General features: G+C 29.8%; 16 protein-coding genes. 11 read left to right on the top strand and 5 right to left on the bottom strand.

The window, feature by feature from the left end; genetic code table 11:
* Positions 1-62 precede the first annotated feature (62 nt).
* The gene (locus tag BTO04_RS08500; RefSeq protein ID WP_087564092.1) at positions 63-1961 is read left to right on the top strand and encodes an amidophosphoribosyltransferase; all 1899 of its coding nucleotides are present in this window, start codon (positions 63-65) and stop codon (positions 1959-1961) included.
* Between the two features lie 131 nt (positions 1962-2092).
* Here the strand turns inward: BTO04_RS08500 and BTO04_RS08495 are convergent, their stop codons facing one another.
* Positions 2093-2701 (bottom strand): superoxide dismutase, encoded by a 609-nt coding sequence (locus BTO04_RS08495; protein ID WP_087564091.1) that lies wholly within the window; start codon positions 2699-2701, stop codon positions 2093-2095.
* Between the two features lie 112 nt (positions 2702-2813).
* Entirely contained in the window at positions 2814-3824 is a 1011-nt protein-coding gene (gene fbp / locus BTO04_RS08490) for a class 1 fructose-bisphosphatase (RefSeq protein WP_087564090.1), read from the bottom strand.
* A 165-nt stretch (positions 3825-3989) separates the two neighbouring features.
* Between fbp and BTO04_RS08485 the strand changes: the two genes are divergently transcribed.
* Genes BTO04_RS08485 through BTO04_RS08475 form a run of 3 tightly spaced genes read left to right on the top strand, consistent with a single transcriptional unit; the run spans position 3990 to position 7589 of the window.
* A complete protein-coding gene (locus BTO04_RS08485) occupies positions 3990-4469 on the top strand; it encodes a GNAT family N-acetyltransferase (protein WP_087564089.1) in 480 nt (159 codons plus the stop codon).
* Between the two features lie 2 nt (positions 4470-4471).
* A complete protein-coding gene (locus BTO04_RS08480) occupies positions 4472-5725 on the top strand; it encodes an aspartate kinase (protein WP_087564088.1) in 1254 nt (417 codons plus the stop codon).
* A 55-nt stretch (positions 5726-5780) separates the two neighbouring features.
* The gene (locus tag BTO04_RS08475; RefSeq protein ID WP_087564087.1) at positions 5781-7589 is read left to right on the top strand and encodes a lysophospholipid acyltransferase family protein; all 1809 of its coding nucleotides are present in this window, start codon (positions 5781-5783) and stop codon (positions 7587-7589) included.
* 93 nt (positions 7590-7682) lie between these two features.
* Here BTO04_RS08475 and BTO04_RS08470 read toward each other — a convergent pair whose 3' ends face one another.
* A complete protein-coding gene (locus BTO04_RS08470; protein ID WP_087564086.1) occupies positions 7683-8381 on the bottom strand; it encodes a hypothetical protein in 699 nt (232 codons plus the stop codon).
* A gap of 140 nt (positions 8382-8521) precedes the next feature.
* On the opposite strand from BTO04_RS08470, the gene BTO04_RS08465 reads away from it, so the two are divergent.
* The 5 genes from BTO04_RS08465 (at position 8522) to dnaG (ending at position 14704) form a co-directional block, all read left to right on the top strand.
* A complete protein-coding gene (locus BTO04_RS08465) occupies positions 8522-8881 on the top strand; it encodes a phage holin family protein (RefSeq protein ID WP_087564085.1) in 360 nt (119 codons plus the stop codon).
* A 98-nt stretch (positions 8882-8979) separates the two neighbouring features.
* A complete protein-coding gene (gene tig, locus BTO04_RS08460; protein ID WP_087565367.1) occupies positions 8980-10302 on the top strand; it encodes a trigger factor in 1323 nt (440 codons plus the stop codon).
* 186 nt (positions 10303-10488) lie between these two features.
* On the top strand, positions 10489-11151 hold the full coding sequence (gene clpP, locus BTO04_RS08455; RefSeq protein ID WP_087564084.1) for an ATP-dependent Clp endopeptidase proteolytic subunit ClpP: 663 nt from the start codon (positions 10489-10491) through the stop codon (positions 11149-11151).
* A 139-nt stretch (positions 11152-11290) separates the two neighbouring features.
* On the top strand, positions 11291-12529 hold the full coding sequence (gene clpX / locus BTO04_RS08450; RefSeq protein ID WP_087564083.1) for an ATP-dependent Clp protease ATP-binding subunit ClpX: 1239 nt from the start codon (positions 11291-11293) through the stop codon (positions 12527-12529).
* Positions 12530-12682: 153 nt separating this feature from the next.
* Positions 12683-14704 carry a DNA primase gene (gene dnaG / locus BTO04_RS08445; RefSeq protein WP_087564082.1) on the top strand — a complete coding sequence of 674 codons (2022 nt, stop codon included), beginning with the start codon at positions 12683-12685 and terminating at the stop codon, positions 14702-14704.
* 456 nt (positions 14705-15160) lie between these two features.
* Here the strand turns inward: dnaG and nadE are convergent, their stop codons facing one another.
* Positions 15161-15949 (bottom strand): NAD(+) synthase, encoded by a 789-nt coding sequence (gene nadE / locus BTO04_RS08440; protein WP_087564081.1) that lies wholly within the window; start codon positions 15947-15949, stop codon positions 15161-15163.
* Positions 15950-16008: 59 nt separating this feature from the next.
* Between nadE and gldB the strand changes: the two genes are divergently transcribed.
* Complete coding sequence (gldB, locus tag BTO04_RS08435) at positions 16009-16968, top strand: gliding motility lipoprotein GldB (protein WP_087564080.1); 960 nt, start codon at positions 16009-16011, stop codon at positions 16966-16968.
* Entirely contained in the window at positions 16968-17303 is a 336-nt protein-coding gene (gene gldC / locus BTO04_RS08430; protein ID WP_087564079.1) for a gliding motility protein GldC, read from the top strand. The genes gldB and gldC overlap by 1 nt, the downstream gene beginning before the upstream one ends.
* A gap of 82 nt (positions 17304-17385) precedes the next feature.
* Here the strand turns inward: gldC and BTO04_RS08425 are convergent, their stop codons facing one another.
* Entirely contained in the window at positions 17386-18852 is a 1467-nt protein-coding gene (locus BTO04_RS08425) for an OmpA family protein (protein WP_087564078.1), read from the bottom strand.
* Positions 18853-18860 lie beyond the last annotated feature (8 nt).

Genomic DNA, 18860 nt, shown 5'->3' with positions numbered 1-18860 from the left:
TTGCTGCGGATTTTTTTTTACAACAAAACGACACACTAACAACAAAAACAACTAACAATAAAATGAGTGATGCTATTAAACATGAATGTGGAATTGCACTTGTTCGATTAAAAAAACCTTTACAGTTTTACAAAGATAAATACGGTTCTGCTTTTTACGGAATTAATAAAATGTATTTATTAATGGAGAAACAGCACAATCGTGGTCAAGATGGTGCAGGTTTTGCAAGTGTAAAATTTAATGTTGAACCAGGAACAAGATATATTAGTAGAGTTCGTTCTAATAAATCACAACCAATTCAAGATATTTTTGCTCAAATTAATGAAAGATTAAACGGTGTTTTAGAAGAAAATCCTGATAGGAAAGATGATGTTGCTTGGCAAGAAGAGAATATGCCTTATGTTGGAAACTTATTTTTAGGTCATGTTAGATATGGTACTTTTGGTAAAAACAGTATAGAAAGTGTACATCCATTTTTACGTCAAAGTAACTGGAAACACAAAAATCTAATTGTTGCTGGTAATTTTAACATGACAAATTCTAAACAAATGTTAGAAGAATTAGTTGAGTTAGGTCAGCACCCAAAAGAGTTTACAGATACTGTAACTGTAATGGAAAAAATTGGTCACTTTTTAGAAGATGAAGTATCTAAATTGTATATAAAAGCAAAAGAAAAAGGATTTAGTAAAAAAGATGCTTCACCATTTATAGAGGAAAACCTTAGTATAAAAAAAGTATTAAAAAGATCTTCTAAAAATTGGGATGGAGGCTATGCAATGGCAGGTTTAGTAGGTCATGGAGATGCTTTTGTTTTAAGAGATCCAAATGGAATTAGACCAACATTTTTTTATGAAGATGATGAGGTTGTAGTTGTTGCTTCAGAAAGACCTGTAATTCAGACTGTTTTTAATGTTACCATTGATAAAGTTCAAGAATTAAAAAGAGGACACGCATTAATTATTAAAAAAAGTGGAAAGACTTCCATTAAAGAAGTATTGGAGCCAAGAGAGAATAAGGCCTGTTCTTTTGAACGTATCTATTTTTCTAGAGGAAGTGATGCAGGTATTTATAAAGAGCGAAAACATTTAGGAAAACTAGTGTTTCCTCAAATTTTAAAATCTATAGATAGTGATATCTCGAATACTGTTTTTTCATTTATTCCAAACACAGCAGAAACTTCTTTTTATGGGATGACTGAAGCTGCTGAGGATTTATTAAATCAACAGAAAACCGCTAAAATATTAGCAGGAGGCACAAAGCTGTCAGCTAAAAGAGTAACTGAAATTTTGTCTGAAAGAGCACGTTTTGAGAAAATTGCAATTAAAGATGCAAAACTAAGAACTTTTATTGCAGATGATAGCAGTAGAGATGATTTGGTAGAGCATGTTTACGATATTACTTATGGCGTTGTAAAACCTACAGATAATCTTGTTATAATAGATGATAGTATTGTTCGTGGAACAACTTTGAAGAAAAGTATTATAAAGATTCTAGATAGATTAAATCCAAAGAAAATTGTTGTAGTTTCTTCTGCTCCTCAAATTCGTTATCCAGATTGTTATGGAATTGATATGGCAAGAATTAATGATTTTATTGCTTTTAAAGCGGCAATTGAATTATTAAAAGATACAAATCAAAAACATATAATTGATGACGTTTACAAGAAAAGTAAAGCACAACAATCTAAAAGCGATGTAGAAATTATAAATTTTGTAAAAGAAATTTATGCTCCTTTTACTAGAGAAGAAGTTTCTGCAAAAATTGCTGAAATGTTAAGAACTAAAGATATAAAAGCGGAAGTAGAAGTTATCTACCAATCTGTAGAAAACTTGCATATAGCATGTCCAGATAATTTAGGAGACTGGTATTTTACTGGAGATTACCCTACACCTGGAGGTCATAGAGTAGTAAATGAAGCATTTATTAATTTCTATGAAGGAAATGATAAAAGAGCTTATTAATACCAATAAGAGTTATATATAAAGTAAAAAGCATCCTAAATTTAGGATGCTTTTTTATTGTATAAGAGTTTTAAAAACTCACCTTTTACTTGTTTATTGTATGAGTGAGTTGCTAAAAAAAAGTTGTGCTATTATTTAGCTTCAGCATATCTGCGTTCAACTTCGTTCCAGTTAATTACATTAAAAAATGCATTAATATAATCTGGTCTTCTGTTTTGGTAGTTTAAGTAATATGCATGTTCCCAAACATCTAAACCTAAAATAGGAGTTCCGCTACAAGTAACACCTGGCATTAATGGATTGTCTTGGTTTGGCGTAGAACAAACTTCTACTTTACCGCCTTTATGCACACATAACCAAGCCCAACCAGAACCAAATTGTGTTGCAGCAGCATTAGAAAAAGCTTCCATAAACGCTTCTTTAGAACCAAAAGCAGCTTCAATAGCATCTTTTAGTTCGCCAGATAAGTATCCTTTATCTTCAGGGTTCATTACTGTCCAGAATAATGAATGATTGTAAAAACCACCACCATTATTTCTTACAGCGCCATTACTCATATCTAAATTAGTTAGAATATCTTCTATAGATTTTCCTTCTAAATCAGTTCCTGCAATTGCTCCGTTTAATTTTGTTGTATATCCTTGATGATGTTTACTGTGGTGAATTTCCATAGTTCTAGCATCAATATTTGGTTCTAATGCATCATATGCATAGTCTAATTCTGGTAATTTAAAAGCCATTTTTTATTTTATTTAAAAGTTAGTACCATTTTTACAATTGTAAAATTAACTATAAATAGACGGTTTTACAAGAGGTTTACGTTTTGATAATTTATTGTGCTATAAAGAAGATTTATTCTCCATGAATTTGCATAAATTCTTCTAACTTATTAACCATGTTTTTACTTCCGCAAATAAATGGAACTCTTTGGTGTAATTCTGTAGGTGCTACTTCCATAGTTCTTGTGTAACCATCAGAAGATTTACCATTTGCTTGTTCTGCAATAAAAGCGATAGGATTACATTCATATAATAAACGCAATTTACCATTAGGATTTCTAGAACCTTTAGGGTATAAATAAATTCCTCCTTTTATCATATTTCTATGAAAGTCGGAAACCAAAGAACCAATATATCTACTTGTATAAGGTCTTTCTCCTTCCTCTTCCTGACAATATTTTATATATTTTTTCACTCCTAAAGGGAAATCTAAATAATTTCCTTCATTTACTGAGTACATATTTCCGTCTTCAGGGAAAGTCATATTTGGGTGTGATAAATAAAAGGTACCAATTGCGGGGTTTAAAGTAAAACCATTTACGCCATCTCCTGTTGTATAAACCAACATTGTAGAAGTTCCATAAACAACATAACCAGCAGCTACTTGTTCGATTCCTTTTTGTAAGAAGTCTTCTAATTGCACAGGAGTTCCTACAGGTGTAATTCTTCTATAGATAGAAAAAATTGTTCCTACAGAGACATTTACATCAATATTAGAAGAGCCATCTAAAGGATCGATAAGAACTACATATTTATTTTGGTGATTTTCGTCGATACTATTAATAGAAATAAAACTATCTTCCTCTTCACTTGCAATACCACAAACAATATTTCTTTTTGTTAGCGTTTGAATAAATTTTTCATTTGCATAAACATCCAATTTTTGTTGGTCTTCACCTTGAATGTTTGTATCACCAGCAGCACCAGTAATATCAATCAAACCAGCTTTGTTTACTTCATGATTTACTACTTTTGCGGCTAATCTAATAGAGTTCAAAAGACTAGAAAGTTCTCCGGAACTGTATTTAAAAGCGTGCTGATTGTCAATAATAAATTCTCCTAAAGTTTGATTTTTGTTAGCCATTTGTTGTGTTTTGTCTGTGACAAATATCTGAACTTTTTTAATTTACTACAACGTTTTCGTTATTATTTATCAAAAAATTAAACAAAAATGAGATACCTGTACAAAACGTTTAATTATTTTTAGTTGTTTTCAAATAAATTATCTTTACCATCAATTATAAAAAATATGAGCTTTACAGTTAGAAATGCAGTAGAAAAAGATATGCAATCAGTATTAGATTTAATTACTGAATTAGCCGTTTTTGAAAAAGAACCAGATGCAGTTAATATTACTGTAAATGATTTGATAAATGATGGGTTTTCTGAAAATCCAAAATTTAAAATTTTTGTAGCAGAACAAGAAAACATAATTATTGGAATTGCTTTGTTTTACGAAAGATATTCAACTTGGAAAGGAAGGTCTATTCATTTAGAAGATTTAATAGTAACAAAAAAGAAACAGAAAATTGGGGCAGGTAAAGCGTTGTACTCTGCTGTTTTAAAGTATGCGTATGATAATAATTTCAATAGAGTTGCTTGGGAAGTAATAGATTGGAACACCAATGCAATTGACTTTTATAAAAGTACAGGAGCAACCTATTTAAATGATTGGTCTGTGGTTCAAATGAACAAAGAGAATTTAGCAAAATTTGTAGAAAATAATTAGAAATGAGAATTTTTAAATTTGGAGGAGCCTCTGTAAAAGATGCTAATGAAATAAAAAATGTTGCAAATGTTTTGCAAAGTGAAGGAACAGAAGAAACATTAGTTGTTATTTCTGCAATGGGAAAAATGACAAATGCTTTTGAAGATGTAATTAATGCATATTATAATAAAAGTGATCAATTAAGCCCGAAATTAACTTTTATAGAAGAATATCATAAAAATATTATGGGTGAATTGTTTGATAAAAACGATTCAGTTTATAAAGAAGTTGAAATCCTTTTAGGAGAACTTGGTTGGTTTTTGGCAAGAAATAGCTCTCAGAGATATAATTATGTTTATGATCAAATTATTTGTTTTGGAGAGTTGTTGTCTACTAGAATTGTAAGTGCTTATCTTTCTAAAATAGGTATAGAAAACAATTGGTTTGATGTAAGAAATTATGTTAAAACAGATAGTAACTATAGAGATGCAAAAGTAAATTGGGAATTAACTCAAGATATTATTACCAATAAATTAGACAGACAAAAACTAAATATAACGCAAGGTTTTATTGCCGCTAATGATACAGAAAATACCACAACTTTAGGAAGAGAAGGTTCAGATTATACGGCAGGTATTTTTGCATATTGTTTAGATGCAGAAAGTGTAACTATTTGGAAAGATGTAGAAGGTGTTTTAAATGCAGATCCAAGAGTTTTTTCGGATACAACTTTATTAGAACAAATATCTTATGAAGAAGCCATTGAAATGGCTTTTTACGGAGCTTCTGTAATTCATCCAAAAACATTACAGCCATTAGAAAGAAAAGAAATTCCATTATATGTGCGTTCTTTTATAAACTCAAAAGAAGCAGGAACAAGAGTTTCTAAAGGAATAAGATTAGTGCCTTTTATACCTTGTTTTATTGTTAAAAAGGATCAGGTTTTAATATCTATTTCTGCCTTAGATTTTTCTTTTATGGTAGAAAATAATATCAGTTATATTTTTCAGAAACTACATGATTATCAGTTAAAGGTAAATTTAATTCAGAATTCTGCTATTAGTTTTTCTGTTTGTATAGACAACAAATTTAATAAGTTTGATGCCTTTTTTGAGGATTTAAAAACGCAGTTTAAAATAGATTTTCAAAAAGGAGTAGATTTGTATACAATTCGTCATTTTAATGACCAAACGATTACTTCTATAACAGAAAAAGGAAAAGCGCTTTTAACGCAAATAAATAAAGAAACTGCTCAAATTGTTTTAAAAGCAAATTAAAAAATTTCTGTATATATTTTTTTAGTAATTTTGCTTTTACGTCTAATCATAAAATATGTCATTAGTTACTTCTAAAGAGATTGCACAAGTAATTGGTTTAGAAAAATTTGGTTTTTTTGGAACTTTTGTAGGGTTTCTGTTGATGAGGGTTTTACGTATCTCTTCAATAAATAAAATCTACAATAATAATAAAGATAAGAAAGAGTTAGAGTTTTTAAATGGTGTTTTATCAGACTGTAAGATAGAATTTGAAATTCCTGAAGAAGATTTAAAAAGAATTCCAAAAGAAGGTCCTTTTATAACTGTTTCTAATCATCCTTTAGGAGGAATAGACGGTGTTTTACTATTAAAACTTTTGATAGAAAAAAGATCCGATTATAAAATAATTGCCAACTTTTTATTACACAGAATAGAGCCACTTAAGCCATATGTAATGCCTGTCAATCCTTTTGAAACAAGAAAGGATGCAAAATCTAGTGTTTCAGGAATAAAAAGTGCACTTCTTCATTTAAGAGAAGGGAAACCTTTGGGTATTTTTCCTGCAGGAGAAGTTTCTACGTATAAAGACGGTAAGCTAAATATAGATAAACCTTGGGAAGAAGGAGCTGTGCGTTTAATTAAAAAAGCAAACGTACCTGTAATTCCTATTTATTTTCACGCAAAAAATAGTAGACTTTTTTATGTGTTGTCTAAAATTTCTGACACCTTAAGAACGGCAAAATTACCATCAGAAGTAATCTCTCAAAAAAATAGAGTTATAAGAGTTAGAATAGGAAAACCTATTTCTGTAAAAGATCAAGATGAATACAGAGAGATTCCTGCTTTTTATAAATTTATAAGAAAGAAAACCTATATGTTGGCAAATCCTTTTGAAAAGGAACATAAATTATTGTCAACTCAGAATTTGAAAATCCCTAAAAAACCTGCAAAAAAAATTACGTTACAAAAAAGTGTTTCTTCATTTATTAAAGAAGTAGATGCTCTAAGAGAAAGAGGTGGAAGGCTTTTAGAAAGTAAAAATTATGAAGTGTTTTTTGCCAAAGCAACAGAAATTCCTAATTTATTACATGAAATAGGTAGGCTAAGAGAAATTACTTTTAGAGATGTTGGTGAAGGAACTAATAAAGCTATAGATTTAGATATATATGATACCTATTATTATCATCTATTTTTGTGGGACAGAGAAGCAAAATGTTTAGCTGGATCTTATAGAATGGGGCTTGGAAAAGAGATTTTTAAAAAGTATGGAATAAACGGTTTTTACGTTCAAACACTTTTTAGAATTGAGCCAGAATTGCATCAAATGATGGAAAACACCATAGAAATGGGTAGAGCTTTCATTATTAAAGAATACCAACAGAAACCAATGCCATTGTTCTTACTTTGGAAAGGAATTGTACACGTTACTTTACGTTACCCTGAGTATAAATATTTAATGGGCGGAGTTAGTATTAGTAATCAATTTTCTGATTTTTCGAAATCGCTAATGATTGAGTTTATGAAATCTCATTATTACGATCCATATATTGCGCAATATATTCATCCGAAGAAAGAATACAAGGTAAAATTAAAAGATGCTGATAAAGATTTTGTATTTGATGCCACTAAAGCAGACATGCAAAAGTTTGATAAAATTATTGATGAAATTGAGCCAGGAGCATTAAGAATTCCGGTTTTAATTAAAAAATACGTAAAGCAAAATGCACGTTTGGTCGCTTTTAATGTAGATCCAAAATTTAACAATGCGGTAGATGGTTTAATGTATATTAAAGTTGCAGACATTCCAGAAAGCACCGTAAAACCTGTAATGGAAGAATTTCAAGCAGAACTAGAGCGTAAAGCTACAGAGCTTCAAAATAAATAGGTGTATTTTTTTTGCATTTTTACTGAACGAGTTTCTACAAAACCATTTTAAATTATTATTGATCTCTATAGTTAGTTATTGATAATTTTGATTTTAACAAATCAACAACAACCTGTTTTGTCCAATTTTTTCATTTGGAGCACGATGAATACAAGGAAGAACTTTACTTTTAGGATAATCCGTTGCTAATTTCCATAAGTGACCAACACCTAAGTTGATAGGGTTTGCCTTTGGTTTAGCAAGATAATGTAGGTCAAAAAAATATTCGGTTAAAAAGGACTCAAAACCTTCTTCAGATCCTTGATATAGTTTTTTGAGTTCATCACGAATTTCTGGTACAAGTATTTTTTGTGTGGCTTGTGAGTTTGGTAATATATCACTCGATTCGCCATAATAAGTGCATAAAAATGTGTCAACAGGTATTGTAGAGCGATCTACATGAAAAGAATAAACGTCTGTTGGAAAAAATGGAAAGACATCATCTCTCTCATAGTTTTTGATAACATTAAGTGTTGGATCTGCTCCATGAGACTTCAATACATTTAAATCATTTAAAAGAATTTTACGAGCAAGTTGGCCTTGTTCACTTAATTGAAGTTCAATAAGTTGCTCTTGATCAAGTGTTGCTATATTTCCGTTTACTTCTACTTTTTTAATAATCTCAGAAAAATCACCAATTAGATTACGTTTCCAGCAAATTGCATTCATTTCTTCATGAAAAGGCGTGGTAACTAGATCTTGGAAATTTGTAACACAGTTAATTTGATTCTCAGTATGAGATAAATCTATCATAATGGGTACTATAAGTGTAAAATTATTTGACGAAAGTAGTACTATTCTAACTATTAAATTACTTTAAAAAACTGCTCTTTTGGCAGTTTTTTAATTTGGTATAGTTTTCGCATTTAAAATAGGATATTAAAACTAAAGACATGAAAACTTTTTTAAAAATTTTATTAACTGCTTTAGCAGTAGTTGTTTTAGCTACTATTTTACCAGGAATAACAGTAACAGGTTATGTAACTGCAATAATTGTTGCAGTAGTAATTTCTTTGCTAAATATGTTTGTTCGCCCGTTGTTAATCTTCTTTACATTACCAGCTACCATAGTTACTTTAGGTTTATTTCTCTTTGTAATTAATGCAGTTATTATCTTGTTGGCAGATAGATTAGTAGATGGTTTTGCGGTTTCAGGCTTTTTTACAGCGTTATTGTTTAGTGTGTTATTGTCAATTTTTAGATCGGCATTATTTTCATTGCTAAAAGAAAACAAGAAATCTATAAATAATTAAAAGAAAATACTGAAATAGAAGTGTTTAAACCTTTGTAAGGTTAATTAATAATGATTAATTTTGCAGTCGATTTTTTAAGAACTAAAGAATACAAAGAAATGAATATTACAAAAGAAAACATAGATGCGTTAAACGCAGTTGTAAAGGTAGAAATTGTTGCAGAAGACTATCAAGCAAAAGTAACAGAATTGTTAACAGATTACCGTAAAAAAGCAGATATCCCTGGTTTTAGAAAAGGGCAAGTGCCTATGGGAATGATAAAAAAGCAATATGGTAAATCTATAATGATAGATGAGGTTAATAAGCTTTTACAAGATTCTTTAAATAAATATTTAGCGGAAGAAAAATTAGATATTTTAGGAAATCCAATACCAAGAGTTAAAGAAAATTTTAATTGGGATGCAGAAACATTTTCTTTTGAATTTGAATTAGGTTTAGCTCCAGAATTTGATGTTGATTTAAAATCTAAAAAGAAAGTAACAGAATATACTATTGTTGCTACAGAAGATTTAATTGACGAAGAAGTTAAAAATATTCAATCTCGTTACGGAAAAATGAGTTCTTTAGATGAAGCTACAGCGCATTGTAATGTAACAGGTACTTTTGTAAATGAAGAGAAAGAAATCAACAAAAAATCTACTTTTTTAGTTAAAGATTTAAAAGTGAAGAAAAATGAAACGAAATTAATTGGCGCTAAAGTAGGTGATGTAATTGAATTAGAGACAAAGCAATTATTTGAAGATGACCATAAATTAGAAACTATTTTAGGTGTTTCTCATGATGTAATTCATGATTTAGATATTACAGTTTCTTTTACAGTAGAAGAAATTACAAAAACAGCACCAGCAGATTTAGACAAAGAGTTATTTGATAAATTATTTTCTGACGGAAGTGTAAATTCAACAACTGAATTAAGAGTAAAAATTAAGGAAGATGCAGAAAAGCAATTTCAACAACAAGGAGATCAGCAATTATTAAATGCGATAACTGAGTATTTAGTTGAAAATACAAAGTTTGATTTACCATCAGAATTTTTACAAAAATGGTTAGCAACTGCAGGAGAAAAAGAATTGTCTGCAGAAGATGCTGCTGCTGAGTATACTAAATCTGAAAAAGGATTGCGTTATCAATTAATCGAAGGAAAGATTATGAAGGATAATGATATCAAATTAGATTATAAAGAATTGATAGACTATGCAAAAGGATTTATCCGTACGCAAATGGCTCAATTTGGTAACATGAATCCAGAAGAAAAAGAATTGGATGAAATTGCTGGTAAAATTTTACAAAACCAAGAAGAAGCTCAAAAATTACAATCTCAATTAATCAGTCAGAAATTATTGGCTTTTTACAAAGAGAACATGAATTTTAAAACAAAAGAAGTTTCTTACGAAGATTTCGTTAAAGAAGTATATAAATAACAGTCTCAAATTGTTTTTACACCTCGCTCTTAAAAATACTATATAGTATTTAAAACAGCGTAGAGAAGTCTTAAAAACAAAAGAACCTGAATTTTTAAATTCAGGTTTTTTTGGCAATAACTGTAACAAAATATTAACGTAATAGTTCTTATCTTTACAGTTCAAACATTAAAAATAATCACAAAAATGGATTACGGAAAAGAATTTGAAAAATACGCAACAAAACATCACGGAATAAACAGCACATATTTAGGTAAAATTACAAGTAGTTTAACGCCATATATTATGGAAGAGCGTCAAATGAACATTACTCAAATGGATGTTTTCTCTCGTTTAATGATGGATAGAATTATCTTTTTAGGAACAGGAATTAACGATCAAGTAGCAAATGTTATTCAGGCGCAATTATTGTTTTTAGAAAGTGTAGATGCTAATAAAGATATTTCAATTTACATTAATTCTCCAGGAGGAGGCGTTTATGCAGGTTTAGGTATTTATGATACCATGCAGTTTATAAAGCCAGATGTTGCAACAATTTGTACAGGTATGGCAGCTTCTATGGGAGCCGTTTTAATGTGTGCAGGAACAAAAGGAAAACGTTCTGCTTTACCACACTCTAGAATTATGATTCACCAACCTTTAGGAGGTGCTCAAGGTCAAGCTTCAGATATTGAAATTACAACTAGAGAAATTTTGAAATTGAAAGATGAGTTATATGCAATTATTGCAGATCATTCAGGGCAAACGATAGAGAAAGTTCATAACGATTCTGATAGAGATTATTGGATGAAAGCTAATGAAGCGAAAGTGTATGGAATGATTGATGAAGTTTTAGAAAGAAAGAAGTAATAAATAAAAAAGCCATTCGCATTTAGCTTTTAGTAAAAAGTTAAATGCAATGAGTAAAAAGCAATTTTTTTATAAAAAGATTCTTTTTATAATGTTGATGAGCTAATAGTGATATAGCTAAAGGCTAAAAGCGAAATAAATGTCGAAAGAAGAAAATTTAGAATGTTCGTTTTGCGGACGAAAAAAAGCAGAAACGGACTTGTTAATTGCAGGGGTGGATGCTCATATTTGTGATAAATGTATAGAACAAGCTCATGGAATTGTAGAAGAAGAAGTTTCTGAAGCAAATTCTAGTAGCTTATCTAAAGATTTAACACTAAGAAAGCCACTTCAAATAAAAGAGTTTTTAGATCAATATATTATTGGTCAAACAGAAACAAAAAGAGCAATGGCAGTTGCTGTTTACAATCATTATAAACGTTTATTACAAACAAAAGAGGATGAAAATGAAGTTGAAATTGAGAAATCTAATATCGTATTAGTAGGCGAAACAGGTACCGGAAAAACCTTAGTAGCAAAAACAATTGCAAAAATGCTAAACGTACCTTTTGCCATTGTTGATGCAACTGTATTAACACAAGCAGGTTATGTTGGTGAAGATGTAGAAAGTATTTTAAGTAAACTATTGCAAGCTGCAGACTATGATGTAGAAAAGGCACAAAGAGGTATTATTTTTATTGATGAAATTGATAAAATTGCCAGAAAAGGTGATAACCCTTCTATAACAAGAGATGTTTCTGGAGAAGGAGTGCAGCAAGCTTTATTAAAATTATTAGAAGGAACTGTTGTTAATGTTGCACCTAAAGGTGGAAGAAAACATCCTGAGCAAAAATTTATAGAGGTAGACACCAAAGAAATTTTATTTATTGCTGGTGGTGCTTTTTCTGGGGTTGAAAGACTTATCAGCAAACGCTTAAATATGCAAGCTGTTGGTTATAGCGCTTCAATTAGTGAAGATAAAATTGATGAGGAAAATTTATTACAATATATTATTCCTTCAGATTTAAAAGCATTTGGTTTAATACCAGAAATTATTGGTCGTTTACCTGTGTTAAGTTACATGAATCCATTAGATGCAACTACTTTAAGAGCCATTTTAACGGAACCTAAAAACGCTATTATTAAACAGTATGAAAAGCTGTTTATTATGGATGAAGTTGTCTTTACTATAGAAGAAGGTGCTTTAAACTATATTGTTGAAAAAGCATTAGAATATAAGTTAGGAGCAAGAGGTTTACGTTCTTTATGTGAAGCTATTTTTACAGATGCAATGTTTGAATTACCAAGTTCTGATGAAAAAGAACTTAATGTAACTAAAGAATATGCTGAAGCAAAATTGACAAATACTACGCTTAAAAAATTAAGAGCGGCTTCTTAATTTTACAAGATGCCACATCGAGTGCAGTCGAGATGAATATATAAACCTCACTATTTTAATTAGTGAGGTTTTTTTAATTTTAAATTAAATTTACAAATTATCAGAAATATGGTTTTCTTATATTTGTTTTCACTTTCCAATTAATATTTATAAATGATATCTAGAAGTACCATAGACCGAGTTTTTGAATCTGCAAGAGTAGAAGAGGTTATTGGTGAATTTGTTCAGCTTAAAAAAGCAGGAAGTAACTTTAAAGGTTTAAGCCCTTTTACAGATGAAAAATCACCCTCATTTATGGTGTCTCCTGTAAAACAAATTTGGAAAGATTTCTCTACAGGAAAAGGAGGTAATTCAGTTTCATTCTTAATGGAACATGAGCATTATACATATCCAGAAGCTTTAAAATGGTTAGCTAAAAAGTACAATATAGAAATTGAAGAAACTGAGCAAACTAGTGAGCAGAAAGAGCAAATGAATGAAAGAGAAAGTATGTTTATGGTGTCTAATTTTGCCAAAGACTATTTTCACGATTTAATGTTGAACTCTAACAAAGGAAAAGCAATTGGTTTGTCCTATTTTAAAGAACGTGGTTTTAGTGATGAAACCATTAAAAAGTTCGATTTAGGGTATTGTATTGATGAATGGGATAACTTTACTAAAGCAGCTTTAGCAAAAGGATACGATTTAAAATATCTTGCTTCAACAGGCTTAACAATTGTAAAGGAAAATAAGCAATTCGATCGTTTTAAAGGACGTGTAATGTTTCCTATACATTCTATGTCAGGACGTATTTTAGGCTTTGGAGGGCGTATATTAACTGCAGATAAAAAAGCGGCTAAATACTTAAATTCACCTGAAAGTGACATTTACCACAAGAGTAAAATTCTCTATGGATTATATCAAGCTAAAAAAGAAATAGCAAAACAAGACAATTGCTTTTTGGTAGAAGGGTATACAGATGTAATTTCTTTTAACCAATCCGGTGTAGAAAATGTTGTAGCTTCTTCTGGTACGGCTTTAACTTCAGATCAAATTAGATTAGTAAATAGGCTTACAAAAAACATTACTGTTTTATTTGATGGCGATGCAGCCGGAATTAGAGCTTCCATTCGTGGAATTGATTTAATTCTTGAACAAGGAATGAACGTAAAAGTTGTTCAATTCCCAGACGGTGAAGATCCAGATAGTTTTGCAAAATCTCATTCAGATGCCGAGTTAAAGAAATATTTAGAAGATGCTGCACAAGATTTTATCAACTTTAAAGTATCCCTTTTATTAAAAGATTCTAACAATGATCCTATAAAAAAAGCAGGAGTAATTAGAGATATTGTTTCAAGTATTTCTAAAATTCCAGATGGAATTCAACGTGAAGTTTATGTGCAGGAATGTGCACGAGTTATGGATATTTCTGAGCGTGTTTTATTTAGTGAGTTAGCGCAATTACTAAAAAAAGAAGCTACAAAGAGAAGTACTAAAACATTTAATTCAAGTTCAAATGTCAATTCTAATGTAGATCCAAATCAACCACCTCCAGAATATTTTTATGAGCAAGAACAAGCCGCAATGGGTCTTGTTAAAGGAGGAGGGTTAACATCAGAAAAAGTTGATCAACTTTCAATTTTAGAAAAAGAGATTATAAGAATATTGTTGTTATATGGTAATGAAGAAGTAGGTTTTACTGAGGATGTTACAAATATAGATGATGAAGGTAAAGAAACTATAACCATCAGAAAATATCAAAACATGGTTTCTGCAGAGATTTATTTGCATTTACATGATGATGAAATAGAATTTACGAATACTATTTTTCAAGAAATTTATGCAGAAATAATTCATCAGTTAAATCAAGCAGAAAAAATAGAAATGGATGGATTTATAAATCATAAAAATTCAAATATTTCAAATACTGTTACCTCTATTTTAATGGATGAAGAAAAGCACCAGTTAAGTGATTGGGTGGGACAAAATATAGAAGTAAAATCTGCTTTAGAAATTTTAGATAAATTAGTAAACGATTCTGTGTTTAATTTAAGAAGGATTTTAATTGGTAAAAAAATTGATGAGCTTATGACAGAAGCTTTAGAACAACCTGCTAAATCTGTAGATCTAGAAACCATAAAAAACTATACAGGATTAAAAATGAGGCTTTTTGAAAAGTTAAATAGAGTAGTTTAAAATTGTTAAATTGTAAAAAAAAGCTATAGACCCCATATAGCTATAATTCAGAATAAAAAGTTTTTTTGTATATTGCACCCGCCAAGTGAAAAATTAAAATCTATAAAAAAACTATTACAATTTTTAAAAATTGTATAGTTATATTTTTTATTACCATTTGAAATATCTAAAGGATCTAAAAAAAGAGCTTATAATAGAATCAAAAAAATGATGGTTGCTGCCAACATTTTATAAAATTTTATCCCCACATAAGATATAAACATTTTTTTCCTGTTTGTTTAAAATTGACTTTTTGTCATTTAGTGTATCTAATTAACAGATAAAATAATTATAATGAAAACATTTATTGAAATTCTAAAAATTATTGCCCTCTTTATTTTATTACCTTTTCAAATTGCAAAAGGGTCCAAAAAGAAATCTTATATGAGAATTAAAAATAAGATGGTAGCGGCAAACTTAGTTTAACTCTTTTGGTATTTCACAAATAGGAATTGGCAACATCTTATGTTGATTGATGCTATTTAATTTTGAATAAATTTTAAATACTTCTTGTTCTCTTCCAGAAAAATCACTTTCGGTTTTGTCTTTACCCTGCATATTCATAGCCCATTCTAGTTCGTCATAGGAAGCACCAATTTGATCTTCGTCAGTTCTACTGTCTCCAAATAAACCATCAGTTGGTTGTGCGTTTTGAATTGAGTTAGGAACTTTTAAAAATGCTGCTAAATCATAAACTTCAGATTTCATTAAATCAGCAATCGGACTTAAATCAACACCTCCATCACCATATTTGGTGTAAAAACCGACACCAAAATCCTCAACTTTATTTCCTGTTCCTGCAACTAAATAACCATGTAAACCAGCTAAATAGTACAAGGTTGTCATTCTTAACCTTGCTCTTGTGTTTGCTAAAGATAAATCTACTTTAGGTGAAGAACTAGCAGTAGGAACTACATTTTTAAAATCTTCGAAAGTTGAAGTTAAATCTACACAAACATCAGAAACATTTTTAAAATGTTCTTTTAGTTGTTTAATATGATTTTGAGCTCTTGTAACTTGGCTCTTTGCTTGATGAATAGGCATTTCTACACACAACGTTGGAAACCCTGTTTTTGCACATAAGGTAGAGGTAACAGCAGAATCTATTCCTCCTGAAACTCCAACAACAAAACCTTTTACCTTTGCATTTTCTGCATACTCTTTTAACCAACCTATTATATATTCTGCAACCTTTTCAGTCTTCATTGATAAACTATTTTAGTATTTTTATCGTTTGTAATTACAAAAAGCAAGATACAAAGTTTATGAGATTTTTTTTAATAGTATTTGTTGTTTTATTTAGTCTTTTTTCATGTAAATCAGATGACATAAAAAAAGTAGATGTCTCTAAAGTTGATATAGCGTTTTCTGTAGATAGATTTGATGTTGATTTTTATACAGCAAATAAAGAAAGTCTACATAAAGTTAAAGATAAATACCCATTCTTTTTTCCTTATCAAATTACTGATAGTCTCTCCTTATCAAAAATTGCAGATAAAGATGAGCAAGAATTGTTTACTGAAACTCAAAAAGTTTACAAAGACTTTTCATCCGTTGAAAAGAAGTTGTTTTTGCTTTTTAAACATGTTAAATATTATAATCCCAAATTTAAATCGCCAAAAGTAATTACGATGTTAACAAACATAGATTATGAAAATAGAATTACTTATGCCGATAGTTTATTAATAATTTCTTTAGATGCTTATTTAGGAAATAACCATAAGTTCTATTCAGATTTTCCTAATTACATAAAAGAAAATAATACAAAAGAGCATATAATTGTTGATGTTGCTAATACTATAATTAATAAACAAGTCTCGCCTTTTAAAAATCGAAGTTTTATTAGTAAAATGATTTATGAAGGAAAAAAAATGTACTTGCTTGACTTGTATTTACCTTTAATTTCTGATAAAGAAAAAATAGGGTTTGAACAAGATAAATTAGAATGGGCAAATGCTAATGAAGAGCAAATTTGGAAGTATTTTATCGATAAAAAACTACTTTTTAGTACAGATACAAAATTGAATAAAAGGTTTATAGAAACAGCTCCTTTCTCTAAATTTTATATGGAGCATGATAATTTATCTCCTGGTAGAATAGGGGTTTGGATTGGATGGAAAATTGTAAAATCATACATGAAACATAATGATGTATCTTTGCAAGAATTATTAAAAACAAGTGAAACAGATTTATTAAAAAAATCTAAATACAAGCCTAAAAAGTAATGTCAGTAAAACATAATTCAGAGATAAAGTTTAAAATTAGTTTAGACGAGAATAAAGTGCCAGAAGAAATATCTTGGACAGCAAAAGATGGTGGTATAAATAACGAAGCTTCTAAGGCTATTATGATTTCCGTTTGGGATCATAAAGAAAAAGATACCTTGCGTATGGACTTGTGGACGAAAGATATGCCTGTAGATGAAATGAAGCAATTTTATCATCAAACATTAGTAGCTATGGCAGACACTTTTGAACGAGCTACAGATGATGATAAGATGAGTGCAACAATGAGAGATTTTTGTGATTATTTTGCAGAAAAATTGGATTTAAAAAAGTAATTAAACCTATTTTTAAAATAAAAAAAAGCGATAACTTTAAAAAGTTATCGCTTTTTTTGTTTTCTAATTATTCTTGTAAATACTAATCAAAAGAAGCTACAGGAGTAATTTCTACTCTTCTGTTTAATTGTCTTCCACCGGCATTATCGTTAGAGAATTTAGGTCTAGATTCTCCATAGCCAGCGGCCTTTAATCTTTCAGAAACAATTCCTTGTGTAATCATGTATTTTCTAACACTTGCTGCTCTTCTTTGAGATAAGGAAAGATTATACCTATCACTATTTCTATCATCAGTATGTCCTTCAATAACAAATTTTACATTTGGTATTTTTTTCATTAATACTACAATTTTATCAATGTTAGAATAACAAATACTTTTAATTTTGTCGCTATTAGTATCAAAATAAATACTTGTAGCTAATAGTGCAATTTGTTGATTAATATTATTTGATTTAGGACAACCTCTGTTTTCAACTGTACCAACTGTATTTGGACATAAATCTTTGCTATCCATAACCCCATCGCCATCAGAATCTATATTTAAAGGACATCCTTCATTAGAAATTGGACCATACTCTAACGGACATTTGTCATTGTAGTCTGGTAAACCATCTTTATCAGAGTCAACAGCTTTTCCATTTCCATAAACCATTACACCGGCAGGAGTATTTGGCTCAATATCTAATTGATCTATTACACCATCTTTATCAGTATCAATAATTTTAAATGCTTTTACACCATTTTTACCTTGATCACCCCAAATTGTAAATATTTTCTTCTTTCCAATTTTAACTATGATTCCAATACTTGATACAAAAAAAGTTTCCCAATCTTGCTTATTAGAGATAGCCGCATCTAAGTGGTCTTCATAGTTAAAATACATACCAGATCTAAACTCAACATCTACACGTTTACTTATTCTTCTTTTTAGACCAAACTGAGCAGATAAATAGATTGAACTGGCCTCATTTTTACTGTTTCTTGCCGGGTTAACTCCAAAGTCAGCTCCCGGAATGACTGCACTAGAACCATCAGCAAATTGTTCAGATAAAGCAGAGTTATATTGATGATGTCCAATTCCAAAATAGCCAGCTGCATTCCACTTACTTGCAGTTGTTTGGTATAGATTAGTGAAACTAAATATTAAATTCAATTCTGCTCCATAAGCTCTACCTTTAAAAGTTAAATTATTTTGATCGGTGACATTGCTTGTATATAATACAAAATAGTTTGCTGTATTAGAAAAATACTGTGCACCACCTGACATTTGATTGTAAGATGCTTTAAATTCTAAACCTAATAAAGGGTTAAACATTTTTTGAGCAAGAACGAAACCTCCAAAGTTTAAGTAATTTGTATCGTCTCCAGTTCCTATAGAACGTAAATCACCATGCATAATGAAGTTGCTTAGTCCAGCTCCAAATGCCCAGCTATTGCTGTTTTCTAGGTCAATATTGTTTCCGTAAGTAATTTCGTCTGTAGTAAATTGACTATACGATTTCACAACAATTAAGCTGCTGAATATTAGAAATAAAAAAACTCTCCTCATTTGGTTTT

The sequence above is a fragment of the Polaribacter sp. SA4-10 genome, from assembly GCF_002163835.1.
Lineage (GTDB): Bacteria > Bacteroidota > Bacteroidia > Flavobacteriales > Flavobacteriaceae > Polaribacter.
The sequence above is the reverse complement of the archived record's forward strand: the minus strand, read 5'-3'. Positions and strand labels throughout refer to the sequence as shown.